Raw genomic sequence first — 25146 nt, forward strand, 5'->3', positions numbered from 1 at the left:
CTGGCGACGTGGCGCCAGCAGGGACGCAATCCCTACGACGAACTCAAGCGAGTTTCCCGAGACAACGAGATGATTTCACGAGCTCAGGCTGTGCCGGCCGTTGAATCTTCGGGGTAAACACGTACAGATATTCTTGTGCCAAATCCTTCTACCTCTCCATCGTATTCACGTACTTTCAGCCACCCAAGATCATCTAATACCTCTCGAAGATTGAACCGGTCTTCAAACCCAGAAATGTAGCTTTCCTTGAAGTTGGATACTTTCTCAGGATCCAGATCTGACTCAATAATGTAATCTTCTTCTCTACGTTCCAGGATTTCTTGCATTTGGTTATGAAGGGCCAGGAAGACCTCCTTCTTGTACTCTAATTCCTCTATCTCCGATTCTGCAACCCCGGTTTTAGACAATTCTTCCGTGGAAACACTTTCAATCGTTTCCCCTAAATCAGGATAGCTTGGTTTCGCAATATCGATATCGGCCATCGGATTGTCTCCTTCATCTAAATCTTCTAATTCATATCCTTCAGCATCTAGGAAGAGAAGACCCATAGCACAGAAGAACTCCTGTAACCACGTAAAGACAGCAGGCTGACTCACTTGCACCCCCTTGAAAACGTCTGAGTCCTCCGATTCCCACCTGAATAGGTCAAGGCGGGGATCGGTTAATATCTGGAAATATACCTCTGCCAACTTGTTAAAACTGTATCTCTTGATAGATTCGCTGAACATAACCTGGAAAACTGACTCAGGAAGGTTACCTGTCTGAACCTCCCTGTAGGCCCAAGCAGCAGCGACAAACCGTGTTTCCTCAAACTCAGACTGAAACCCTTCCACTTTCTCTTGCTGCATCTCCAGCATCTCTAACCGGCTTTTTAACCGATCCAATTCTGGCTGCTCCTGTATTTCCCTATATCTGGACTGGAATCCCTTCACCAAGTCTTGCTCCCTCTCCAAGAACTCTAATCGATTTTCTAAATTCTCCCAATTCTCTGCTCTCTCTAATTCATCGATCCTTCTTCTCAACTCGTAGATCTCAGATTCAGGCCGGACCATCACAAAATCGTCGTCACCCATATTCCACACGTTATTGAACGTCTGCGAGTCACCTTCCTCAACGGAAAGACGAAGAATATCTTCTAACGTTTCGTAGAAACTCTCGATATCAGAACTCACTCCCTCAACCTCTTCGACTGTGTTGGTACGGCCAAGAGCCGCGGTCAACATAGTCAAAATATTATTCATCGAACTCAGAAGACCACTCACAAGACTGTAATCAACGGAGGGCTTGGAGAAAAGAATGCGATAATATGAGGCATACAAACCAATCGATTTCTCGAACAAGTAGTTCTCTCCTTGGCGGTGGTATGCCAGCGAGAGGCGAAAAATCTCAGCTCGAACTGTGTTGATCAAGTCAGAGCTCCCAGTCTCCCCGGCGGCCTCCATTATCTGGTAGAACTCACGGTAAATGTGATCCACCAGATCCGAAATCGGAGGAGGAGTGACCCCATAGTCTTCGATCACTTCCCGGTTGAGAGTGGTACCATACTGAAGAAGGTCTACGTACAGCTCAAGGTATTTCTCCAGACCAGAGGGATTCAAATTGCTAATCGCATTTCTCGTACTCGCACCAATCTGATCTAAATTCCTCTCCATCAAGCGATTGCCAGACTTCCAAGGCCTATCATCACTACAATAAACGGCTTCAGATAGGCCTTCAGCAAGCCCTCGGGGGACTTCTACAGGATTCACGTTTGTCCCATCGACCGCGACAACATCAACACCCGGTTGCAGCTCTGCTCCAAGATCTAAGTTGAGTACCAACGCCGATCCCCCGGCTTCATCAAATAAATCGCCGTGCTCTCGACATACTTCGTTCAACTTCTTCAAATCGATGTCAGCGATATACCCGTCTAAACCGAGTTCTTGAGCCATGAAGACACGGCCATCCCTGTTAGTTCCCGTTCTCACAAAATCAGGCAGACTACCCTTAAGCAAGTTTTTCGAAATGGATTGACGGTCTTCCTCCTTTAGCTGAAGATCAATACCGCGCTGAACCTGCTCCACCGACATTTCGTCCATTGGGTCAAAGAAGATCAACCTCGCAACCCGGTAATACACATATCCAATTCCCAACACAGTGCCTGCAAAGCTGAAAAATGTCGCATCTACAAATAATGGATCCACCTCTTCTGGCGTATGGTAGAAATAGAGGTATGCAATAAGCCCGGATGAAGCCAACGTGAAATAGATCACCGGCATAATCCGCGAAGATGCAAAGAACTCCTGCACCACACCTTCACGGTACTCTGTCCGGGAAATCTGCTCCAACAAGAAAATCAAGACAATAAAACTGAGACTGGCAACCGTCAACTGAGCCTGCCAACCTGGCCTAATTAAACCCGTCTGAACCAAATCAGCCATTGGGAGTCCCAAATACGCCAGCGAAAACACGACGATAAATCCAAGCGGAATAACCCAAAGAAAGCTCCAGTACGTCAATATCGACTTCCTGCTCTGAACCAAATTCTTCAACAACCAACGGTAGCCTCTAGACCTGATCTCCTCCCAAAGAGTCTTCAACCGTAGCGAGTTCCACGGGAACAAGAATCCAGGATGTCTACGATACAAAGAATCAACGACCGGCCTAACGAAGAAGTAGACAATAGAGATGAGAAAACCTACCATAATTAGGCCTGACAAGATCGAATACAACCCTACCGCCCCCAGGTCAACCATCGGGTGATAATTCAAATTTTGGATTATTAATACCTGTGACTACATCCAGATCTCTATGGCCCCACATTCTTGTCGTTACGGAGAGCCGGGCAGAGTTCCTTGATAAAATTCTCCTCCCGGTCAGTCACAAGTTCCTGATGATTCCGTGCCACTCTGTGAATAAGGTATATTTTGCTAACCAATATCTCTCTGAGCTCTCTATGCTGTGACCGATACGCGCGCTGTATCTCGCACGGCTACTGGAACATTTCTCGGAACTGGTACGCTAAGACAGAGCCGTTGAAGCCAGTCTCGGAACATAGTCGGTCGGTTTTTCTCTCCTACTGAAATCGAGAGCGGTTTCATGCCTACACAGTCACCCACGACGACCGAGACGGCGTACTCTGCGTTCGTGCGTCGGTACGGTTTCCCCGGCCCGGAACGTCACACCATCCCCCATCCCCGCTCAACTAGGTGGACGAGTCGATGAGTATCTCGCCGGCGCATCCATCGGTCGAGTCCGCCAACGACCCCGTCTCCCCTACGGGCGAACGGATTCAGCTCAGTGACCTCTCGGATATCTACGAACACGGGGCGCTCGCTCTCATCGGGTGTGGGGCCGCAAAGCGCAACCCAACCGACGAAAACGACCTCCGCCTAGCCTCGGTCGGTTCCGACGAGTCCTTCGGCCCCGACTGGACGGACGAAACCGGGCCCGCGTGGAAGGCTCGCGACCTCTACTCCTCGACCTATTTCCGCCTGAAGAAGCAGTTCGCCAGACGCCTCGCCAGCGTCGAGGGCGGCCGAGACGGCACCAGCCCGTGGGCGATTCTCTCCGCCAAACACCACGTCCTGATGCCCTGGAAGGACGTCAAGTACTACAACAAATCAATCGACGATCTCGGCGACGACGAAACGAATCCCGATCACCGCGTCGAAAATCCCAATGGCCTCCGCCGGCCTGACGGCCGCGAGATAGTTACAGAGCTCGACCAGTGGACGCGGCTCGTCGCATTCGGCCTCATAAAGTGGATTGCGTCCTTTCGCGCTGTCCGCGACCCGGCGGAAACGACGAATGCGCAGACGCTCTTCATCCTCGCCGGTCAGGACTACATCAACCCACTTCGCGACCGCGGCGTCTTCAAATACGGGATTTCGAGGATGACCGGCAATCCCAACCAGCTCATCGAATTCCCCCTCGAACCCCGCTTCCTCTTCGAGGAGTTCAACAATGACGGCATCGGTGACCAGATGTGCTGGCTTTCGGACGCCATCGACCAACTCGACGAGCCCGTAGCGCCCACAGAGCAGGCGACCTTCGAGGGGTGGTCGCTATGACGGAGAACGCTACTCTTGCAGCCTACACCTCTACCGAGACCGAACTGGAAGACGCGGCTCCACCGTCGCTCGAAGAACGTCTCCTCGCGGCCGTCTCGACGACGCTCTGTCTCCGCCTCATTCCCGGAACTGGTGATCCCTTCTACCTCAAGAACCGAGGGAAAGAACGCTATCTCTTCCGTGACGATCACGACCGCTGGTACATCCTCAAGCCGTCGGCAAAGGCTTCCGAGGAGGGCTATATCCGTTGGGTATTCCTCCCGGAGGATAAGCCCACGTGCCTCGCTCGCACCGGGCTCGAGCATCGCACTGTCGTCGGTTACGACTATGTCCGCCGATCCGAGGCTCCTGACCCAGTCGAGACTACAGTCACCACGAAGGAACTCACGGCTAGCTGGGGCGAAACAACCTATGAGTGCGGTGCGTGCGGCGAAGACTTCGACGAATCACTCGATCACGCGCTCCACTGTTGGGAGGAACATCCGTGGATACCGACGCCTGGCCAGGTTCGTCTCGAACGGGGGAGGTAACCGATGTCAGTCATCTCAGATGGCACTATCGGCGACCAAGCTCTCGAAGATCTCTGGGATCGCCCACTCGCGCTCGATCTCTTTGCCGGCGCCGGGGGCGCCTGCCGGGGCCTCCAGACGTACGGCCATCACGGGCTCGGCTGGGAAGTTATCGGCATCGACGCTGACCAGCGGAAGGCTCGCTACTACCCTGGCGTCTTCGTCAAGCACGATCTGACCGAGGGACTTCCCGAGGTCGTCGACGACTACGCCGACCAGATCGAAGTTGTCTGGGCCTCTGCCCCCTGCAGGTTCGCGACGGATCTTCAATTCGCACGTTCCGGAGAGAACCTCATCCCGCTCGCCCGCGACCTCTGTCAGGAGATCGATCCGCCGGTGTGGATACTCGAGAACGTGCCGGGTGCTCGCGATCATCTTGAGAATCCCGTCCAGTTCTGCGGGTCAGCGTTCGGCCTTGGCGTCCGCAAACACCGGCTCTTCGAGACGTCGTTCTTCGCGCACGGGACGCCGTGTTCGCACCCCGAGAAGTTCGACTACGCAATCGGCGACCGCGAAGCCCCGGTGACCGGCTACCGGCAGGTCCACGGTCTCTCCCCGCACGCACCGTTGACCGCGAAAGCCCTACGCGAGGTCATTCCACCTGCCTACATCCACGAACTCCTCGATCAGTACATCCACTACGCCCCGCACACCCACGAAACCGCTCACTCGGCCGACCACACTCCAAAATGCCAGTAAGACCACCGCTTCCCGACACCGTCTCACTCCCCTCTACTGTGAATGGGTGGGTCTACGACGACGAGGCTTCGTGGAACGCTCACGTCTGGACAGCTCCCGATGCCCCTCAATCAGTCGCCGTCTTCGACCACTTCGACAAGGTAGCTGTCAAAGCCATCGACGACCGGGTACAAGGCTTCCACAACCGCGCTCCGGTCGCGACCGTCGACGCCATGGAGGACGACCGTTCGGCTAGTGTTATCCGAGCTATCGACAAAACCGTCGATTGGATGGAAACTATCTCTCCCGGCACTTGGAAGCACCCTGCTGTCAACGAGGCTGTGTTCGACCCACCACCCGGTTACGAACTCACGCACTACTACATCGAGAGCAGAGAGGTGATCGTCTACTACCATCGAGAAGGTGCTCGCGAAGGACAGCGACTTACGGGGAGTACGACTGCAGACGGTCTCGAAGTGACCACTGAAACATATCCATACCTTGTCGTCAAAGCGTGGCGAGGCAGCGGGAACGCTACCGTCGCGCTCGCCCCGTGGGACTATGCACACGAAACTGAGATGGTCGACGTCCGAAATCCACCCGACAAGTGCGGACTCGACATCGCACTGACGATCGCTCGTGACTATGCTGCCGCCGTACTCGGCGATGACACCGATCCGCCTGCCGTCGGGCAAGCAAACCTCACAGCGTGGACACAGTAGTTTACCATCCATACACTGTACAACACATCCCTCACCGAGAGTTTCTCACCCTCCACGAAGAGTGGAGGTTCCATCGATATATGCACCAACTTATTCGCGTACTTGTTCCCGGCACCACTCAAGACGACGCCCTCGACCGCGCTCACAGCGCCCTCGACAAACTCGTCGGTGTCGGCATCGATACTGCCAGTGTCTACGACTACTACGGGACGTTCGATCAGGCGGACTCGCGTTACAAGCTGCACGTCGCAGACATCATCAATGCCGGCAACTCTGAGACCGTCGACGAGACAACAGTCCCCCCAGCGTTCCCACTCGACAGCGAGGAGGGACAAGCACTCCTCGATGACGCGCTTGAGGAACAAACAGAGGAGTTCCGAGATACGTTGTCGAGATTCCAGTCGAAAGTCAACGATCTTTCTGTTGAGGACGTGATGAACAACGTCGACGGAGTACGATTCCACCTAGGACAGCTCGCCGAATGTCGAGGACCGTCAGTGTACATCTATAACGAATACGGAGGCGGTCTCGTATCACCGACGGCCGTCGACAAATACGTCGATCGCCTACACAACGCCTCGTCCGGTACTTCCGGCGGCGACGGTGACGCCGCAGCGGCCACAAAAGAAGATGATCAGATGTCCCGGGGATGGCTCGTCCCCGCCGACGTCCATTTCTAGCGCTTTATGCCGAGTGAGCCACAGCTCTTCGAGACGCTTAACGACCCGAATCGGATAGCCTTCCGGGTAGAGCTTCCGGACGGGAAATTAACAGCGTTCGCGACGACTGGACGGACCGACGTTGCAATCGGCGAGCGGTACTGGAATTCCTACGACGGCGAACTATACCGCGTCACGATCGTCGACGACAAGACGGTCGAAGCAGTCCTCGAATTCGGCTGTGGGGATATCCCCCGATCAGTCTCCTTCGACTGTGAGTGGTTTACCCCAGACGGTCACTCCCTCCACCACATCGCTCCGGAGACCGAGTAACCGCCATCACTCTGTCGACTCTTCAGTATGTCAGAACTTGCTTTCCCCGTTCGTGACGGGTCAAAACCAGCACCTCTTGACCATTCCTCGCTGGCCAGCAACAAACCAACCGAGCTCGCATCGACGATTCGCGCCGGCGATCACATCTTTGAGCGAACCGTCATCGACTCTCGAAGTCGATTCCCAATTCCCCAGGTGAAGGCTCAGTACCTCACAAAGCATCCTCGGATAGCTGTTTCTGAAGCCTGAGTTCCACGGCGGAACGGTTGTGCTGGTGGCCTTGACGAGAAGATCTTCGACGAACCGACGGAGAGCTGTCGCTGTCGGCGGCAGCCGCCGCCAACAGCGACAGCGTCGCCACTCTCAACGAAGGCTAGCCCGGTCGGGGATTAGCGGGTAAACCGGTCGTCTGGTGGTCGGTTTGCGGGGACGGCCCGACGCGTCGCGAGGGCCGTCCACGCTGCCCGTTGAATCATGTTGATGAACTCCTTGAACGACCACTTCCAGAGGCGACGCCCCCCACGGCGGGGCGTCGCCACGTATTCCCAGTGTAAATACCGCCAGACGTTCTGTAACAACAAGCTCACCACGACGTACAGCAGCCGTACGACCGGATTTTGTGTCGAGGTCGTCGCAATACTTTGCTCGGAGAGTCGGTAGCTGGCCTCGATACCAAAGCGTTTCGCGTAGTGGTATCGAGCGTCTCGTGGTGAATCGATGAACGGCGCGTCAGCGGCGTAGCCGTGACGCGCCACTCCATGTTCGTCGTACCGTCCATTTTGGTACGTACAGTCGATGTAGACGGGAAACTCGACGGTCCAGCTGTGACCGTCGAGTTTCGCCGTCATGTCGTGTTGAATCACGCGACTCCAGCCTTCCGAGAGTTCTTGCTTGATCGTCTGCCCCCAGCGGACGATCGGCATGACGTAGGCGTGGTTGTGTGCCTGAAGCAGCGTCAAACACTTGCTGTCGTAGAATTCGCGGTCAAGAAAGACGGCCTTGACCTCGAGGTCAAGGCTGTCGAGGATACCGAGAAACTCTGCGAGGACACTGCTGGCGGTGTCGCCGTCTTCGAGACGGCGCACCGCCAGCGTGTAGCGTTTGTTCTTCACACGCGCGTAGAGTGTGGCGTAGGCGTGGAACGCAGTCGTTCCACGCTTCGCTTGTGAGTGGTACAGGCCGTCTGTCCCATCTTCGTCGCCGTAGTAGGGCCGCAGGTGGAGGTCTGAAACGACCTCCACCTGCTGGGGAAGGACGTCGAGAACGTCCTTCTGAAGGAGCGCATTTCCGACTTGCTCAAGCGTCTCAAGGTCGAATTTGGTTCGGAGATGGTAGAGAACCGAATTTTCGTGGGGGGCATCTTCGCTTTTCTCACAGAGCGTTGAGACCGAGGTCCCGTCGGCGCACGCGCCGACGAGGACCTCGTAGATGTCTTCAGCATCGATCTCGGCGTTTTCAGCGAGTGTGAGGGTGGCTTCCTCGTCAAGGGAGTTGACGAGGAAGTTAAGAAGCTGGTCCTCGTGGATTTCACCGTCTGCTTGCTTGGTATTAGACACACCTTCAGCAAGCAGACGTCTCAACTAACCGGCTTTGTGATGTACTGAGGCTGTTTACCGACGTCGCGTCATCACTAACATTCAGCTCACTCGAGGAGGCCGTTCATTGGTCGTTCACTTCCAGGAACGGCTCCCTGCCGATGAGTCGATGGTCGCAGCGCTCCATTCGAGTGATCCTGAGTGGCGTACATACCCACCAGCGGGAATGCCGGATTTCCCACAGATGGACGTCGAACCTGGTGAAAAACCGGATTGGAGGGTTTCCCATTGGGAACCCGAGCGTGTCACGCCACCGCCTCTCGAGGACGTCACCGACCTCACAGTCCACCGCGTTTGTGGACGAGGGAGTCGGCAACTCGTCAATCACCTTCTTATCGGTGGTCCGGACGGCCGCATCGACCACCGCCTCGGCGGTGTCGCGAAATGGAAGGCCGGATTCATCGCTACCCACGAGGGGCATCCGTACTCAGTGGCGGTACTCGCACAGCCGTACACATACAGTTACGACGGGGCTCGTGAAGAGCTGTATGTTACACGGCTTGCGAATCACCCGAATCGCCCACCGAATACGTCGAGTTGGATGCTTGCGCGTCTTCGAGACTGGGTACGTGAGAATACCGACCGAAAGCGGCTCGTCGCGATCGCCGGCGTCGACGACAACACTGGAGTCTGCTACCGAGCCGCTGGGTTCGAACTCGATCGGATCAAACCCGTCTCGAGTACTGATTGGGAGAACCGTGAAGGACGTACTGTGCCCCGTCGCGACGAGTGGACTAAACGAAGGTACATCTCATCAGTATAACATCTAATTAGTCAGGCGAACCGTTTCAGCGAGGATTTAGAGATATCTCCGAATCGAGAATCCTCCATTACGATATCAAGGATAGCCTCAGGATTGTGGAGTAACCGATGAGAGTTGTGGCGGCCACCGCCTTTTCCCATATTTACCTCCTTAGTTTCGATTACCTGGCTGAGCTGCATCTCATCAAGAATATCCCGGAACCGCCGTATCCCAATCGTGTCCATATCTATCGCGTTAGTGATCTGCTGGTACGCATCGTAGAGTTCACCTGTGATGATGTAATCATCACGCGAGTAAAGTGACTTAGCAGCGATCGAGAGACAAGCCGCTTTCATTTGAGTGGGGGTTCCCTGGAGGAAGTCGCGGAATCGATCCTTTTCAAGTGCGTCTTGGGCTCTTCGCACGTGGTCTTCTTCGACCATGTCAGCTCCCTCACGATCGGCTAGCTCTCCTGCGGTCCTGAATAACCGCATTGCTTTCCGTGCATCTCCGTGTTCCTGGGCTGAGAAAGCCGCGACAAGAGGAATGACCTCATCAGTAAGAACACCATCACGAAATGCGTCATCACGCCCGCGAAGAATCTCTTGAATCTGATTTGCATTATATGGGTCGAAATTGAGTTCTTGAGTCTGGAAGGCACTCTTGGTGCGTGGGTTCAACTCGTCGAAGAAGTTGATTTGATTGCTTATTGCTATAATTCCGATTTGACACGACGTATCATTTGATTCGACTGCCTTCGCGAGACTCATCAGAACGTGGTCGCTCTTGAGAAGGTCGACTTCGTCGAGAATGATGATAGCCGAATCGTAGTGATCGAGAATCTGCCAGAGGCGTTTGTAGAACTTGTCTTTCGGTAGCCCGGTATCGGGCATTTTCACGACGTCCTCATCCTCGTCATAGATATCCTCGTCGTTCAGCTGTTGGCCGATTGTCGAGATGACTTGGACTTCAGTTGAGGATTTCGAGCAGTCTAGATACGTATGGCCTATTCGGATATCATCAACTGCCGCATTGACAGCTCGACGAGTGACGTATCGGGAGACAAGAGATTTTCCCGTTCCTGTTTTCCCAGTAATTGAGATGTGATTTGGGGCACCACCATAGACAGCGTCGTTCAGACAGCTGCTGATAGTGGAAATATAATCGTCACGTCCGACAATTCGATCGCCATCAGGTACCCAACCGACACGGACCATCTCCTTATTTTGGAAAACTCCCTTCCGTTTAGAAAAGAGCGGGTCGTCAACCTTGAATTGTTGACCGTCCCCGTCGCTTGATGGCGGTTTTCCATTCTCGTCTGGACTCCCCTTCGGTTCCGATGTTTGGACGCGAGATTGGTCGTCTTGACCGTCTGAAGACGTAGAATCCAAATCTCGACTTTCATCGGAAGTCGAGGTGCCGTTTGACATAGAGGCACCGACGAAACCCGATTACTTAAAAGTATTCCCACCTCGACTTCCGACGTAAATCTACCACGAAAGAAGGTCTACTGGAAGGACTATCTCGATCTTCGAACAATCACGGAACCCAACACACACACCCCTTCGGTTCCGTCGTTACCGATGAACGTGTACCCCCCACGGGAAGGATACGTACAATCGCGGTTTAGTGGATAGAACGCGTCTCTACGGCGTTTCTGGACGTTCCACCCCGTTACTGATTTTCATCTCGAACCTACCAGTCGCTCCGCTTCCTCCTCTCTAGTATTTTGTCCCGCGGAGTTATTCAAGCTGTATTGTAATAAAGCTAGGGTTAACTAACTCAACTTTTACATATTCTTATCGTGGGACAGAATACAGACGGCTTCTGCTATTCTCAGTCTAGTTACCGCTTTTCACGGCCGCTAACGTCGGAACCGGTGGGGTGTGTCTGGTCATCGTGATCTTGAGCTGCGTTGCCCTTGTCTATCTAACGACGGAACCGAAGGGGTGTGGGTCCGTCATCGAGTAGTGATAGGATTTTCCCGAGACCAATTCTCGTCTCTAATCTGTCCGTGGTATCCTGAAGTATTCATTCTTGACGAGGGTTCACTCATCCCGCTCTTACTTTCATCTAAAGAGAGTAAATTCGCACGCTAACGCCGGAACTGGTGGGGTGTCCCCTCCCGAGATCTGGAGACTTCATACGATTTGTCCCTCGTTTACGACGGAAGTCTAGGGGTGACCCCATTGCGATAACGCCGGAACCGGTGGGGTGATTTTCGCCTCTCCTTACGCCGGAACTGGTGGGGTGTCCCCTCTCTGGATTTTTCCCTCCCCATGTTGAACTGAGGCGATTCGTCGATGGCTTCCATCCCTGACCCGAGTACATACGAACCAATCACCGAGCATCTCGATGAAGTCCACCAGAAAACGGGCCTTCGCACATACGACATCTTCACGAACTGGCTAAACTTCATCGTCACCGCTCTTAGTCGAAACGACGACGACTACCTTGAACTCGTTCACGACCTCACAGATCGTCTCCACGATGACGACGATCTCACCAGAGATGTTCTCGAGACCTATGGGACTGCACTCGGAGCCCTCGTCAATACAATGGAAGAAACGACCGTTCCGGGATACCCGCACTCGGCGGAACTCCTCGGTGGGATTTACGAATACTACGGAGCTAACAGTTATGCCTTCGGCCAGCACTTCACACCCCAGAATATCGCCATCGCGAAGGCTCAGATGCTCTTCAGCACCCCCGAAGGCATTCGTGATGCCTCTCAGGAGGACCCTATCACGATCAGCGATCCGGCGTGCGGGAGTGGTCGACTCCCGTTCCACGCTGTCCAGCAGCTCCGTCACATCTCACCTAACACGCCCACCGTTGTCGTTGCACGCGACATCGACAAGACGTGCGCTCATATGGCCGTCATCAACTTTGCACTCCACGCCATCCCCGCGTACGTCGTCCACGGAAACTCCCTCACCTACGAGACGTGGCACGTATGGCGAGTAAACCATCCCACGCGAATCCTTACCGACTCAACCGTCAACGGGGCTATCACTGAACTCGACCCTGACAACGCACCCATCATAACGAGCTTTGAGGAGGCCGATGGCTCCGCTCAGGACGACACCAACAACGATAGCGACCTCTCCGAAGGAAACGTTGAGGACGCCGTCACGATCGATGATCCCGATACCATCGAGAACGTCACGCTTGACGCCTTCAGCGAATAACTATCTGTATTCCACACTCCACAATGTCCGTTGTTCTCCAATCCGAGGCGAACCGCCGTCAAGCCCTTCGAGAACTCTTGCAGGCCCTTGAGGACCATACGCCGCCGCCACGAGGTCTCGCACAAACCAAGTCTGGCGTCGTAGCTGCGATCGGGCCCGCACCGATGACCACCCGTGCGTGGTTCCTCGAGCGATATCCTCATCTCAAGGCCAGCGAAGAAACCACCGAAGCGCAGGTCTTCCGAGCGTACTGTTTCGCCCCGACTCACATTCGAAAACCAACTACGGATCCCCGCGATCACGTCCAAGGGAACTTCGTAGAAGATCACCTCGCCACCTGTCAAGTGTTCGTCCTCGATCTTTCTGCTACCCACTTCGAAAATCACACGAGACTGGACGAAATTCTCCGGATCGCCAGCGAGCAATTCTCTCCTATCATCCGTGACGGTCGACGTGTCCTTGAGAAGACGATTGTTGGTTCCGCTCGAGACGTCCACGCACTCTATCAGCGCACTCGATATCAACCAGCTTGCGACCCATCGACGAATATGTGAATAACACTGCTCCTCGATAGGAACGACGACTACACGCTCGCTCGCGTCGACGACTAGCCAGTTCACGTTGGTCATTCGTAACATTACGGAGTCCTCACGATGCCATCGAATTCCCAATCCCAACTCGATGCGTTCACGACGACCGAAGAATCGACATCCGCCCACTCAACAAATACTACCGCAGTAACATCGACGACTGAGAAGTCTGAAGCGACCCACTCCACAGCGAAAACACCGCTAAACGATTTCTACGAGGATATCCAGAGGGTCTTCGAGGAAACATATCCGTCAGCACTGTTGAATGTCGATCAGGTTATGGCGCTCACTCCGGATCATAACGTCTTCTGTACGTCTGACCTTCCTGATGAGCTCGAGGTCGCCCCAGCCCGTATCGGTCAGTGGGAACTCGACTACCACGACGACACAACCGTCACCTACCGAGCCTCGGGACGCGTCTTCGACGAACGATGGGGAGAAGGCGGGTCGATCGTCCGTCACCGCGTCTACTTGAACGACTCCGGAGCGAACCGCGACGGGATGTGGCACTATATGACCGAACTCGTGACCGGCTACGGGAACCCCTCACAGGTTCGGAAGGCAGACACCAGCGATAAGGCGCGACTCTCCGGGATACGCGGCCACAGCGTCCAGAACAACGACGGCGACTACGGCGTCTCCGGAGGGACGAACGCACGCTTTGAAGACATCAAGACCGCAGTCGCGACGGTCGTTGCCCAACTCCATACAGAGCCCTCCACAATCCGAACGCACCTCCCCGACACCGACGAACAGGAATGGACGCTCACCAAATACGGCCTCAGAACGGCTACTTACGAGCGGCTGGCACCAAACGAGACAGATTACGACTACTTGCGTCTCACCGCGACGCAGGATCGCGTCTACCTTAAGGGGGCCAAGGAGAATGAGCCATCAGCTCACCACGACCGCGTGCCTGTCCCCATACCTGATTCGATCCCGCCCGCCTGTGCGACTCAGACCGAGCGAGCGACCACCGTTGTTGCCTCCTCGCTTTCCCCGCTGCTCATCGAGCCTATCCTCAAACAGCCAGTCGAGGAGGTTCTTGAAGCCATCGCGCTTCCACAGTGAGGATGAGACATTATCACCCCCCGGAATAGTCTTTTTGTCGGACGAAGAAGATGGAGCTACGGCTCCAGAGATGCATCGACGTGGTCATTACGGACTCGCTCTTCTCGTCTTCTCACCGCTAGCGTTTTTCCTTACCGTTAGTCACGCATCTGGAGAAGCCCTCGTAGGAATTCTCATCGTCGCCGGCGTGGCACCGATCCCTGATATCGACCAGCGTATCCCCTTCGTCTCGCACCGGGGCATCACGCACACCGTCTGGTTCATTATCGTCGCGTCCACGATCGCTACGGCCGTGACGTGGGCCGCGGCGCTTCAGGGAACACATACAGTAAACGGGACGCTGTCAACAGCAAGCGCTCCATCTCTCGTTCTTCCTGCGCTGGGCGTCGGCTTTCTCGTCGCGCTGGGGCTCACGACGCACCTCCTCGGTGACGTGATCACGCCGATGGGGATCAAACCGTTCGCCCCCGTGGACGACACGGAGTACACGTGGAAGCTTACGACGTCAGCGAACAGCACGGCAAACAACGCCCTCTTCGTCGCTGGACTCGGTGCCACAGGAGCGGCCATCTATATCCCGCAGGTCCTCGCGACGATTGGCGCGTAACCGTGGCTCTAACGCGCTTATCGAGCAGTCTGTCTCTAATAGTTACCCCACGAGAAGGGGAGAACCGCCCCCAACGTGGGGTAACTCGGATAGATCATCGAGCGAATTTCTATCTCCCCTCTGTTGATGGAGGAATTCACGTATGGGTAGTCTTTCCCGACACCGCGCAGAGCAACGCTTCCGCAAGGCTCTCGACCAGCGACTTCCAGATACGTCGAATCCGACCGGGACGCGTTCCGCCTACGAAGAAGCCACCGAGGAACTCCTCGGGATCGCCGTCGACACCAACGAACTCAACAAGGCAGCTTGCCACCTCGTGACGGATCCCGACGCGATCGACTTCCCCGACTGACAGCACACATATGTCTGAATCCGACCTGACCGACGACCGATGGATCGACGCTCACAGTGTAACCTGCGCCATCTGTGGTGGGCTCGCTGACGAACGCGAAACGAAGAACCTCTATGAAGATGACGACACCCACCTCGAGGGCGAGACACATTGGGATTGCTGGGAAACCCACGAATGCCTCGAGGGTGGCTGGCTGATTCGCGACCCCTCCCCCGACATTGAGGCAGACATCGATCCGCAGTCTGAAACTGTCTCACTTCCCGTCGTCTGCAAAGTCTGCGGGAAGGCCTACCGGATGTGCTACGACTTCGCTGCTCTCTACGATCCAGAAGCCGATACCTTTGAAGAACAGATGCAGATCAACGCGCACATCCAAGCCCTCCACAATACCGTCAACAGCCTGGTCAACAACGGACAGATCGACCCCCAAGAAGCCCAGTACCTTCGGGACAACATCATCGCGGTCAAGGACCGACTCGAACAGCATCGCTCACACGAGTAGTATAAGCCGTAATTCAGTAATGACGATCGAAACCGCACACGACGCTCCCGAGACTGTCATCGCCCCGGCCGAAGAGATCCACGATTTCCTCGCGACTCGATTCGGTCGCGAAGACGTCCTCGTCGAAGTTGAGTCATCCGGCGCTGTCCAGACCACAATCAATCAGGACGCTGGGATTGAGTACCCCAGTGAATGGGACACTCCTCAAAATACCATCCCCTCGCCAACTAAGACCGCCTAATAAGGTGTCATAGAACAGTTGTCACACTATTTCTTCACCTCTCGTTCACTCAATACAACGGCCTCCTTGATCGAATCATCGAGTCGGGAACGTCCCGATTCCCGAGAACCAGAAGGAAGACCTTTCGTGGTACAGCATCCGTCACGGGGTCGCAATGTATTGGGCGAACCACGTTGACCCCACACCACGTGAAAGAACAACTCCGGTACAAAAGCGTCACGACGACGATGAAGTACCTCCACTCAGACTCGGACACCCGAGGGAGTGCGGTCGAACAAATCTGGTAATCTTCGCAGTTTTTCTCTATCTCTTTGACACCCGCAAAACTGATATATCGAGATTTACAGCTTTGATGTATGAGTGGAGACGATAGAGAGCCAATTAAGCGATATGTAACTTGTTCAAAGCCCGGTTGCGACAATCAAATTGGCCGGGAACACGATTTCTGCCCCCTACATCGAGAATAATGTCAGATGATGAGAGGCGGATGCTCCAAGGAGTTTGTAGGGAAAATGGCTGTGACAATCGCATTGGTCGGGAACACGATTACTGCTTCAAACACCGGGAGGCTTAATCTACTCCGCTATGTCTGATGATGAAGATAAACTGAGTATATCGGCTAATGTTAAAGTGTGCCTCGAAGACGACTGTGAAGCCAGCATTGGGCGAGAACACAAATTCTGTCCGAAGCACCGAAGGTGATTATGTCGGACGATGACCCCTTTGAGATAGATCGAAAGCTTAGCTTGTGTGCTAAGTCGGGATGTGACACTCCCATAGGCCGAGAACACGAATTTTGTCCAAAACACCGAGATTGAGTATGTCTGACGACGAATTTGAAACCGAGGCATTACAGAAGACCTGTGCTGAATCGGGATGTAAAACCGCAGTAGGGCGAGAACACGACTACTGCTTTGAACACCGTGAATAGTTAGATGATTTCCATAGGATTGGTATATCTCATTTTACTTGGCGCTTTTATATCCGTTCCCGCTGGTCAGATTTTGATCAATCCAGCATCGACTACCGAAGCTCCCTCCTCTGAGGATTCAATGTCGGTGGTTGATAGAACAGCATCAGAATCGGTCGCCCTGTTTGCTATCGTATTAGTGGTGATTCAGTTTATACTGGAAGATAACCAGATGGGCTACTATCAGGAACTTACGATTGGAGTTCTGACTGTCTGTGCTGGTTTCTTGATGCTCACGTTCATTCTAGAACTCTTTAGTGACATTCGAGTAGTCCTATTTCATCTACAAATCACAGCTCTCAGATACTCCGGACTGCTTCTGTTTTCTGGACTGTTTTTCCTCCTCCAATCATACCAATTGAATCCGCAAATACAGTTACTATTCGGTGTGTTCGTTCTCCTTTCGTGGGTCACTTGGATAGTCCACGAGCTGAACTACCTATTCAGAATCCAGCGTAGGGAGTGGGATAACAGAGATATAGATAGAGGTGAGTGGTTCCGCAAAGCAATTCGCAAAAAGCTCCCATCCTCGTGAGATCTGGCTCTGTTGAAATCCTCAGCATATGATATATTCTGACCCGGTTGCGGTCAATACAGACAATTAACTCAGCTTTGCACGTTAGCGTCGGCGGTTGAGTGAACGAAGAGGTGGTCGATTTCTTCCATGAGATCATCGACGCCACGATCATCGTTGTCTCGAACCCACGAGAGAAGATTGTATACGGCCTCTTTCAGGGAATGTTCGAGGTTCGCTCGAAGCGATGACGCCTTCGAGCGAACCGTTCCCAAGGCGCTCGATTCAGGATCAAGACGAACGAGACTGTAGGCAGCCATCAGAAGGTGCCAGTGCCGACTGGCACCTTCGTCAGTCTGCATCTCGCAGTCTCCCAAGCCGAGATCCTGTTTCGAGTCCTCGAAGAACGTCTCGATGCGCCACCGCATCCCATAGGAGCGAATCACGTGCTCGGTCGGTGCGTCGATTTTGTTCGTGGCGAAGTACTTGACCGGATTCTCTTCGTCGTCCTCGGTTTCTTTCTCGGCGAGAACCAGCTTCACGTCTCCCAGTTGGGAGACGGGAAGCTTCTTCGTCCAGATGTGGTAAGCGTCATCCTCGATGTCGCGCTCAACTGTGTCGATGCGCTCTGCCAGCGCATCGACGCGGAGTTCTTCGCCGGCGTAAGTCACCTTTCGATTGCTCCGAAGTGGGCCGATCCAGTCCTTGTCGTAGGATTCGATATGGTCAGGAAGGCCAGAATCGTGAGCGAACCACGAGTCGAAGAGGTAGGTGTCCGCAGGCACACCTACCTCTTCTTCGAGCTCCGTGACGATGTCTCTGGCCAGATCGTATTTCGTATCGTGGTCGTTGTCCTCGTTGTCTTGCTGTTCGTAGAGGCGGAAAGTGAGTGGATAGGCGGTTTTGTCGTCAGCGTAGAAGGCGTAGATGAGGTCTTGACCCCAGACAGTGTCACCTTCGGCGTGATCGTAGAACCGGCCGACGCCGGGGACTTCGTCCCCGGCTTTCTCGGTGATCGTGTCGTCGAGGATGATGTAGCCATCCTTCGACCAGCGCGTTTCACCGTGTTTCTGAAGCTCTTCGAGGCGTTCGTGGTTGAACTCCTGTTCGTCCCAGTCGTACTCGGTGAGGAACTTGTTGAGGGCGCGTTTTCCCTGAGCTGGAAGGACTTCGCGTGCGATACCCGCCACGGTCTTGTTGCTGGCGGCAACAAGACCGGTGGCGTAGGTTTTCGCGTGATGACGTTGTGCTGGTGACAGCGACTCGAACTCGTCAAACACGCGCGTACACGACAAGAATTCCGTAATCGGCATCATCCGTCCTTGCCACCGCCTACGTCACGCTCCTACTTCAACGTGCAAAGTTGAGCAATTAAGTAATCACTTGATGGCGACGGCGAGCGCGAAGACGCGCAGAACCAGATCAATAACCATGATTCGCGTCGGGGCGCGTCATCCCGGTCACCCAACGAGCCCGGATTTGTAGTCGTCGCGGTCGTCGGACAGTTTATCTAACCGGGCTTGCGGGAGGCGCAGCGTGAATTCCGTATTCCCAGCTGATTTCTCGTCTATGTCTGAGACGTGGCCTTCGAGCGGCTTGTCCTTGATGACTTTCGTTGTCCCGACGAAATTCGACCCGGTGTAGGTGAGCCCGCTCTCTTCGACCGTGAGCTCGACCGCTGTCACCCCCGCGGTGTGCGGCGTGCCGCTCGTCCGCCATTCCTCGACCGTTACTTTCGACCCTTTTGAGATATCCACAAAGTCTTCCATAGTAACGTCGAGCTCAACGCGATCCACGCCCTCCACGTCGTCCAGGTTCGGCGTCTCGTCGGGCGACTCAATAGCGTTGTACAGCTTCGCAGTGATCTCGTTGATATTGTCCTCGGTGACTTTGTCGCCGATTATATTAGCGAGACTCGGACTTTCCTCTTGGAGTTCTTCAAACTCCATCCCGTGCAGTAGTGGGAGAATGACGTTCTCGTCCGCTTTATTGTGCTTCTGCACGAGACCATCGAGCTCCCATTCGGACATCCCCTCGAAATACGACGGGGAGATGAGGATGACAGCGTGTTCGGATTCCGTGAGGGCGCGGTCAATTGAGGAGCGGATGTTGTCTCCAATCCCGAGTTCGACGCCGTCGTACCATACATCGAGGCCGTACGCGGTGAGTTCGTCGTAGAGCGCGTTTGCTACGGGTTTGGAATCTTCGTGCGAGTAGGAGATCATCGCGTCGTATTCTTCCTCCCGTTCCTCCGCGGATTCGCCGGTTTCAGGTTCTTCGGTCATTATCTCCCACGTTGCGTGTGATGCATTAAAAATTCACCAACCAGCACACCAGTTTGGTGACGTCCTGTTGTTATGGCCGGTATTCTTTGATGATGTCGGGTGGTTCTTGCCATTGCAGGAACCGGTGGAGTGGGTACGCGAGGAGCGCGCCGAACACCACCATTCCGGCGAGCGCCGCGATGAAGACCATCAGGAAGGCGACTAGTGCTTCGGGTGATGGGAGCGTGTACGAGGTGGTGGCAATGCCGTTCACTGTGAGCATCCCGGCAAAGAGTACGGCGGCAAAGAGCATTACGCCGATCCCGCGGGTCGTACTCCAGTTGAATGCCTCGTCGCGTATGAAGCGGTTCATGATTGCGTAAGCCGGCACGATGCTCGCGCTCACTGCAAATGCGCTGATGAGTAAGATGCTCGCCGCGGAGACGACCTCAACCATTTACTGAAGGGAGTTCTCAGGGTCAGATATTCAATTTTGTTCTGCTAGATGGCTCAAACTCTTTCTCCAAGAAGAGATCAAAATCCCATTACTCACAATTAACTTGCACACCTTACTGAGCAACGTATTCAGCCAGTCCACGCTGAAATAACTACTTTGTGAAGAGCCCTCTGAGGCCCTCACCGTCTAACCCCATCATCCCAGCAGTCTCTCGATTAACGCGTCTTTGTTTGCGGCCACGGACCTGAACCGCTTATGGCAACCCTGCAAGCAACTACCGCATCGAACCATCCAACTGTCGACCCCGACGCTGTCGAGACAATTGAAGCAATAATCGACGACTACGACTTCTACGGGAGTTTCGATTCCCTGACCATCGGCGTTGTCGAACCCAGCCAGGAGGACACTGACCCGTACCTCGAACTCTACGGGTACGTTGCCTTCGAGGTCACCAAGCCCATCCTCGACGAAGATGGGACTGTCGTTGATCGGGAAGACCACTGCACTGAGGAGTTCCTCGAACGTCTCGCGCCCCACCTTGAGGAACAACTCGTCGTGGAGACCGTCGGCTTCGAGAAGTGTCGCTTCCCGCTGCTTGCCGGCCAGTGGGTCGCTTGGCCCGATGGGACTATCACCTATAATTCGTTCGATCACGCTCCCGAGAACCCGTCCGTAGAGTCGGCTACGGAAACTCCCGACGCTCGGTCTGAATCGTCCGCGTAATCCCACACCCAGCTCATCATTATGGAATCTACTGATACGGCGTCCGAGAACAACGACACTGACGAGCAAGCAGACCAGGCCGCTGAGCCGACATACATCAGTGTACAGCCAGCGTGTCCAGTCTGTCAGAACTCCAAGTTCGAATCTACCGAAGAAGGGGTGCCGAACAATTTCGACACCCACTACGTCCACGTCAGATGTGCGAGATGCAAGACCCAGCTCACCATCGAGTATCGCGCTATCGATGTCTTCTGGCACGGCGGATTCGACGGCCAGCACAGCGCCGTTTCGCAGGACCTCCTCACCCCAACCCAGAACGAGTACATCGACGAAGCATCGTATGGGGTACTTCCCGCCAGCGACCTCCTCTCATCCCTCGACTGGCCGCTCACCTGTGACTGCGGCGAGAAACTCACAGGGAACGAGCTCGTCTCCGATCCAACCGTCCTCCCCGACCACGATGTCGACTACGATGATCCCGACTGCGAAACCATCCTCTTTCGATGCGTGAACTGCGACACCATCGTCACTGTATAGTGTCTCAGAGCGGCGGCTACAGAAAGTGCATATAACAACAGCGAATCAAACGAAATAGGATGACGAAATCGGCTTAGAGATCTCGAGTTTGAACGGTCTTCCTGTCGTTCGCGTCTGCACGACGCGCAGCATCGTCAAGGAGTTCAGCGACTTCCTCGTCGAGCACGTCGAAGAAGTCTGCCGAGACATTCATTCCGTCGAGGTGCTCTCGAACCTTCGATTGGACAATCAGGTCTGCCATACGCGTTCCTAATTCTCAGACCCTAACTTAATAATTAACGCCTCTATCGCCTGTTTTCTCTCGTCCTATATGCTCCGAGGACTCATCATGCTCGACATCGAGTCTCCCCCGTCTGGTAACTCACATATCTCACCACCATCAGATACCTCAGATACATATGATACAATCTCGGTAGAACCGGCCAAGCCTCCAACGTAACCCCTCAGTAACACTCACCCCTCCTCACAGCGCCCGCTCCGCAAACCATTCTCCACTCACCAGATGCCTCCCTCGCTCTCCTACTGGACGGTCCAGCCTGACCGCTGGACGTTCGGCGCACAGAAGCTCCGCGACTGGGTCGAATCGCAACTCGACGGTCGCGTCCTCAATGCGTGTGCTGGACGGACCCGGCTCACCCACGATGGGCGGATCGTCCGGAACGACATCAATCCCGATATCGACGCCGACTATCACGTTGACGTCCGCGACCTTCCTGACATCCTCGAGGCTGAATCGTTCGACACGATCGTCCTCGACCCGCCATTCTCGAAACGACAGAGCACGACCACCTACGACTGCGAGGAGGACACACTACCCACAGTCACCGAACTCGCTCGCGTTGTCGACGCCCTCCTGAAACCCGGTGGTCGCGTTATCCGGCTCGGTTATACGACGTCGCTTATGCCGCCTGAAGAGGAGTACACGCTCGAAGAAGTCGCCGTCTGGAATACCCTTGGCCGCCAGCACGACTGGCTCAGTGTCGTCGCTCAGAAACCCAAAAACGAGATCACGTCGGCACGCCGCCCAATACACGAAACCGACGTAGCACTCCCGAACGCAGAAGCCACCGCGTCAGGTGGCGCCGCGACCAGCGGAAATGGGAACACGCCCCTCACCCTCGAGTACATCCGCCTCAGCCCTGAGATTATGCCTCAAGCCGGCGTCGCCGACTACCTTGCCACCCACCTCTCCGGGCGTGTCCTCAACGTCTCGACGCGTGAACGGTCACTCCCCCACGACGGCCACCTTGTGCGGATGAGCGTTGACGAATCCGTCGACGCCGCGTACCACTTCGACGAGCGCGAACTCGCAGCCGAATTCGCTGCCGGCATCTTCAACACCGTCCTCGTGGACCTCCCGAGTGAGGCGTTCCAGCAGACCACCGATTACGCTGGCCGCACTACTGGCCGGGATACAGCACTCAAACAGGAACTCCATCCACTCATCGCCGCGGGCGGCCAGATAATCCAAGTCGGCCACACCGCGACCTGTATGCCGCAGCGCCTCGACTATCGTCGATCCCGCGTCGCCGTCATCGAGCATCCTTGCGTCGAGCAGGACTGGATCATCAGTATAGATATGAAACAGAACACGGGACTCGATGTCCACGCGACCGACCGCGCACCCCTGGACATCCACGTGCCCGACTCAGACGCCGAGGCACAGCACTCGTGTATTCGGTGTGGCGAGGGCTGGTATCTCCACCCCTCCTGGTACGTCGACTGTCCTACCTGCGGAGCGCGACCCGAGAACTACTGCGTCACCGACGACGGCTCTATTCTTTACCAGGCACATCCCGAGCGCCTTGCCTACCTCGAAGAGCACCACAACCGACACGAATGCGACCCCGGCGTCACTTCCAGAACGCCAGCCACCCTTTCCACCGACCAGGAGGACGACTCCACAACCGCCTCGACAGCCCCAACCGAACAGGAATCCCTCGAACAGTTCGCTTCACAGAAGAACTAACCTCTGTCCCCCACCCTTCCCAACACTATGTTCTCTCGCGCTCACTCTACGACAACTCGCCGCCAACACCATCAGCGCGCCTCAGCCCACGCCTGTCCCGAATGCGGAGCTGATCCGCTCATCATCATCTTCACTGACCCCGCCCCGAACGAGGACGCGACCTACTGGTTCGACTGTCCACACTGCACCTTCGCTTCGGCGCTTCGTGCGATACCAACAACTGACGACGAACCCACTCCTCAGGCCCCGTTAGCACAGGAGAATATCAACGAGTACGTCGCAGCGATCGACGTCGAACCACCGTTCTAACAGCACCCTCCTCGCTCGGTGTGTTTTTCTCACTCTTCGAGCCTGAAAGCCCGTCGAACGGGCTGCGTGATCCATATGACCGAGACAGGCTCCACCACGTCCCCCGACGCCCGCAGCGAGACCTCCTACCAGCTGACTGGGTCCCGTCCAAGCGACAAACCGTACTCCGTCACAGCCATCGCACGCGACGACTGGGAGCCGGGTCAGCCCTGTCCCGAGTGTGGGACGTCCCACCTCCACGAGATGCATCTGAACGAGGAATGTGCGATTCATCACGATGGGTCGAGCGCGTTCAGCGCCGCCCTCGATCGACTCGGCACCGTCGAGTACTGGTGTCCCGAATGTGAGACCGTCCTCTACCGCCACGCCGCATACGCTCTCTGGCTCGCCCTCACAAACAACCTCGACCACGACGCCTCAGTATGAGCTCTACTGCCGCCGTCTCGTCGACGTCGGACTTCCGGCTGGGTTTCCCCGACGATGTCGACACCGAGGCCGCGAACACCGCCCGTCGCGTGATCAAGGCCGCCCCTGAAACAGACCGTGTCTACGCGCTCGTCTCCGGCGGCCACGATTCATTGACCGCGATGCACGTCGTCTATCAATCTCACTACCTCGATCTGGATGGTATCATCCACATCAATACGGGGATCGGCATCCCGGAGACGACCGCATTTGTCGAGGAGCGAGCAGAAGAACTTGGTATCCCGTACTACGAGGTCGGGGCACCCTGCGACGATCCGGGCCAAGAGCACGAGTACCGTCGGCCGCACGAGGAATACACGGCGCTCATCCAGCGGTTTGGCTTCCCTGGCCCCGGAGCGCACAGGTATATGTACTGGAATCTCAAGGAGAAGCCGCTCTCGCGCTTCCTGAAGATGCTTGAGGACGACCTCCTTCTCATCTCCGGTGTCTCCCGGCACGAATCGCAGAACCGGATGGAAAACGTCGACGCGAGCGGTCAGCAGGAGTTCCTTGGCTATCCGACGATCTCTCCGCTCGTCGAATTCACTCCACTTGATGTTCGCCGCTACCGACGCAGCCTCGACCTCCCGATGTCACCCGTAAAGGAGACGCTCGAAATCTCGGGAGAATGCCTCTGTGGGGCGTTCTCCAAACGGAAAGAACTCAGGATGATCCGGCTCTTCTATCCCGATGTCTATCGGCGCATTCTCTGTCTCGAAGCAACCGTCGGCGCGTTCGCCGCCCTGAACGACGGACCCGACGAGGCGTACAACCGCTGGGGCCATAACCGACTGAAAGACCACGAACGCGAGGCGATGGACGATCCCGACCAGATGCTCCTCTGCCAGAGTTGCGAGCAGCGCCATCAGTGCAATACCTCCTAACCGTCGCTCTGGACCACAACTCGTCACCTGAACGCTCCAACTCTCGAGATATGAATTCCTCCATCTCTCGGGACAGTACCTGTCTCGCGAGTCTTTCTTCGCGGCAGCTGGCCTGAGCCGCTGCACAGCACGGCATCCGTATCGTTCGTC

General features: G+C 55.3%; 26 protein-coding genes. 18 read left to right on the plus strand and 8 right to left on the minus strand.

Annotation, left to right across the window (positions count from 1 at the left end; all coding sequences use genetic code 11):
- Positions 1-83 precede the first annotated feature (83 nt).
- On the minus strand, positions 84-2735 hold the full coding sequence (locus D1409_RS23685; RefSeq protein WP_123539427.1) for a hypothetical protein: 2652 nt from the start codon (positions 2733-2735) through the stop codon (positions 84-86).
- Positions 2736-3200: 465 nt separating this feature from the next.
- On the opposite strand from D1409_RS23685, the gene D1409_RS23690 reads away from it, so the two are divergent.
- The 6 genes from D1409_RS23690 to D1409_RS23715 all read left to right on the plus strand — a co-directional run bounded on the left by D1409_RS23690 (position 3201) and on the right by D1409_RS23715 (position 7013).
- Positions 3201-4052 carry a DUF6884 domain-containing protein gene (locus tag D1409_RS23690; protein WP_164471883.1) on the plus strand — a complete coding sequence of 284 codons (852 nt, stop codon included), beginning with the start codon at positions 3201-3203 and terminating at the stop codon, positions 4050-4052.
- Positions 4049-4582 carry a hypothetical protein gene (locus tag D1409_RS23695; RefSeq protein ID WP_123539429.1) on the plus strand — a complete coding sequence of 178 codons (534 nt, stop codon included), beginning with the start codon at positions 4049-4051 and terminating at the stop codon, positions 4580-4582. Before D1409_RS23690 ends, D1409_RS23695 begins: the two co-directional genes overlap by 4 nt.
- A gap of 3 nt (positions 4583-4585) precedes the next feature.
- The gene (locus tag D1409_RS23700) at positions 4586-5320 is read left to right on the plus strand and encodes a DNA cytosine methyltransferase (protein WP_123539430.1); all 735 of its coding nucleotides are present in this window, start codon (positions 4586-4588) and stop codon (positions 5318-5320) included.
- A complete protein-coding gene (locus D1409_RS25030; RefSeq protein WP_164471884.1) occupies positions 5311-6021 on the plus strand; it encodes a hypothetical protein in 711 nt (236 codons plus the stop codon). The genes D1409_RS23700 and D1409_RS25030 overlap by 10 nt, the downstream gene beginning before the upstream one ends.
- A gap of 80 nt (positions 6022-6101) precedes the next feature.
- A complete protein-coding gene (locus D1409_RS23710) occupies positions 6102-6701 on the plus strand; it encodes a hypothetical protein (protein ID WP_123539432.1) in 600 nt (199 codons plus the stop codon).
- Positions 6702-6707: 6 nt separating this feature from the next.
- Positions 6708-7013, plus strand: coding sequence for a hypothetical protein (locus D1409_RS23715; RefSeq protein WP_049984742.1), 306 nt, complete (start codon positions 6708-6710; stop codon positions 7011-7013).
- Between the two features lie 389 nt (positions 7014-7402).
- On the opposite strand, the gene D1409_RS23720 is transcribed toward D1409_RS23715, so the two are convergent.
- The 3 genes from D1409_RS23720 to D1409_RS23730 form a co-directional block, all read right to left on the minus strand.
- On the minus strand, positions 7403-8569 hold the full coding sequence (locus tag D1409_RS23720; protein ID WP_050034035.1) for an ISH3 family transposase: 1167 nt from the start codon (positions 8567-8569) through the stop codon (positions 7403-7405).
- A 103-nt stretch (positions 8570-8672) separates the two neighbouring features.
- Entirely contained in the window at positions 8673-9020 is a 348-nt protein-coding gene (locus tag D1409_RS23725; RefSeq protein WP_164471885.1) for a hypothetical protein, read from the minus strand.
- A 362-nt stretch (positions 9021-9382) separates the two neighbouring features.
- A complete protein-coding gene (locus tag D1409_RS23730; protein ID WP_123539434.1) occupies positions 9383-10780 on the minus strand; it encodes a Cdc6/Cdc18 family protein in 1398 nt (465 codons plus the stop codon).
- Between the two features lie 873 nt (positions 10781-11653).
- Here D1409_RS23730 and D1409_RS23735 point away from each other — a divergent pair.
- From D1409_RS23735 to D1409_RS23765, 7 genes are all read left to right on the plus strand, one after another.
- Positions 11654-12541: an N-6 DNA methylase gene (locus D1409_RS23735; protein ID WP_123539435.1), complete on the plus strand. Its 888-nt coding sequence runs from the start codon at positions 11654-11656 to the stop codon at positions 12539-12541.
- A 653-nt stretch (positions 12542-13194) separates the two neighbouring features.
- On the plus strand, positions 13195-14202 hold the full coding sequence (locus D1409_RS25035) for a hypothetical protein (protein ID WP_164471886.1): 1008 nt from the start codon (positions 13195-13197) through the stop codon (positions 14200-14202).
- Between the two features lie 70 nt (positions 14203-14272).
- On the plus strand, positions 14273-14809 hold the full coding sequence (locus tag D1409_RS23740) for a metal-dependent hydrolase (RefSeq protein ID WP_164471887.1): 537 nt from the start codon (positions 14273-14275) through the stop codon (positions 14807-14809).
- Between the two features lie 142 nt (positions 14810-14951).
- Positions 14952-15161 (plus strand): hypothetical protein, encoded by a 210-nt coding sequence (locus tag D1409_RS23745; protein ID WP_123539437.1) that lies wholly within the window; start codon positions 14952-14954, stop codon positions 15159-15161.
- 10 nt (positions 15162-15171) lie between these two features.
- The gene (locus D1409_RS23750) at positions 15172-15663 is read left to right on the plus strand and encodes a hypothetical protein (RefSeq protein WP_123539438.1); all 492 of its coding nucleotides are present in this window, start codon (positions 15172-15174) and stop codon (positions 15661-15663) included.
- Between the two features lie 19 nt (positions 15664-15682).
- Entirely contained in the window at positions 15683-15904 is a 222-nt protein-coding gene (locus D1409_RS23755) for a hypothetical protein (RefSeq protein ID WP_123539439.1), read from the plus strand.
- A 935-nt stretch (positions 15905-16839) separates the two neighbouring features.
- Positions 16840-17409, plus strand: coding sequence for a hypothetical protein (locus D1409_RS23765; RefSeq protein WP_164471888.1), 570 nt, complete (start codon positions 16840-16842; stop codon positions 17407-17409).
- Between the two features lie 71 nt (positions 17410-17480).
- Here the strand turns inward: D1409_RS23765 and D1409_RS23770 are convergent, their stop codons facing one another.
- The 3 genes from D1409_RS23770 to D1409_RS23780 form a co-directional block, all read right to left on the minus strand.
- The gene (locus D1409_RS23770; RefSeq protein ID WP_123539441.1) at positions 17481-18704 is read right to left on the minus strand and encodes an IS701 family transposase; all 1224 of its coding nucleotides are present in this window, start codon (positions 18702-18704) and stop codon (positions 17481-17483) included.
- Positions 18705-18848: 144 nt separating this feature from the next.
- Positions 18849-19673, minus strand: coding sequence for a toll/interleukin-1 receptor domain-containing protein (locus D1409_RS23775; protein WP_123539442.1), 825 nt, complete (start codon positions 19671-19673; stop codon positions 18849-18851).
- Positions 19674-19743: 70 nt separating this feature from the next.
- Positions 19744-20109, minus strand: a complete 366-nt coding sequence (locus tag D1409_RS23780; protein ID WP_123539443.1) for a hypothetical protein — start codon at positions 20107-20109, stop codon at positions 19744-19746.
- A 255-nt stretch (positions 20110-20364) separates the two neighbouring features.
- Here D1409_RS23780 and D1409_RS23785 point away from each other — a divergent pair, with 255 nt between their 5' ends.
- Together D1409_RS23785 and D1409_RS23790 are read left to right on the plus strand one after the other, a co-directional pair.
- Positions 20365-20832 (plus strand): hypothetical protein, encoded by a 468-nt coding sequence (locus tag D1409_RS23785; RefSeq protein ID WP_123539444.1) that lies wholly within the window; start codon positions 20365-20367, stop codon positions 20830-20832.
- 21 nt (positions 20833-20853) lie between these two features.
- Entirely contained in the window at positions 20854-21369 is a 516-nt protein-coding gene (locus D1409_RS23790) for a hypothetical protein (RefSeq protein WP_123539445.1), read from the plus strand.
- Positions 21370-21442: 73 nt separating this feature from the next.
- Here D1409_RS23790 and D1409_RS23795 read toward each other — a convergent pair whose 3' ends face one another.
- Positions 21443-21610: a DUF1931 domain-containing protein gene (locus D1409_RS23795; RefSeq protein WP_123539446.1), complete on the minus strand. Its 168-nt coding sequence runs from the start codon at positions 21608-21610 to the stop codon at positions 21443-21445.
- Between the two features lie 261 nt (positions 21611-21871).
- On the opposite strand from D1409_RS23795, the gene D1409_RS23800 reads away from it, so the two are divergent.
- From D1409_RS23800 to D1409_RS23810, 3 genes are all read left to right on the plus strand, one after another.
- Positions 21872-23338, plus strand: coding sequence for a TRM11 family methyltransferase (locus tag D1409_RS23800; protein WP_123539447.1), 1467 nt, complete (start codon positions 21872-21874; stop codon positions 23336-23338).
- Between the two features lie 384 nt (positions 23339-23722).
- Positions 23723-24073 carry a hypothetical protein gene (locus D1409_RS23805; RefSeq protein WP_123539448.1) on the plus strand — a complete coding sequence of 117 codons (351 nt, stop codon included), beginning with the start codon at positions 23723-23725 and terminating at the stop codon, positions 24071-24073.
- Positions 24070-24996, plus strand: a complete 927-nt coding sequence (locus D1409_RS23810; RefSeq protein WP_123539449.1) for a phosphoadenosine phosphosulfate reductase domain-containing protein — start codon at positions 24070-24072, stop codon at positions 24994-24996. The genes D1409_RS23805 and D1409_RS23810 overlap by 4 nt, the downstream gene beginning before the upstream one ends.
- The last annotated feature ends 150 nt before the right edge of the window (positions 24997-25146 follow it).

Source organism: Halosimplex salinum, assembly GCF_003730195.1.
GTDB lineage: Archaea > Halobacteriota > Halobacteria > Halobacteriales > Haloarculaceae > Halosimplex > Halosimplex salinum.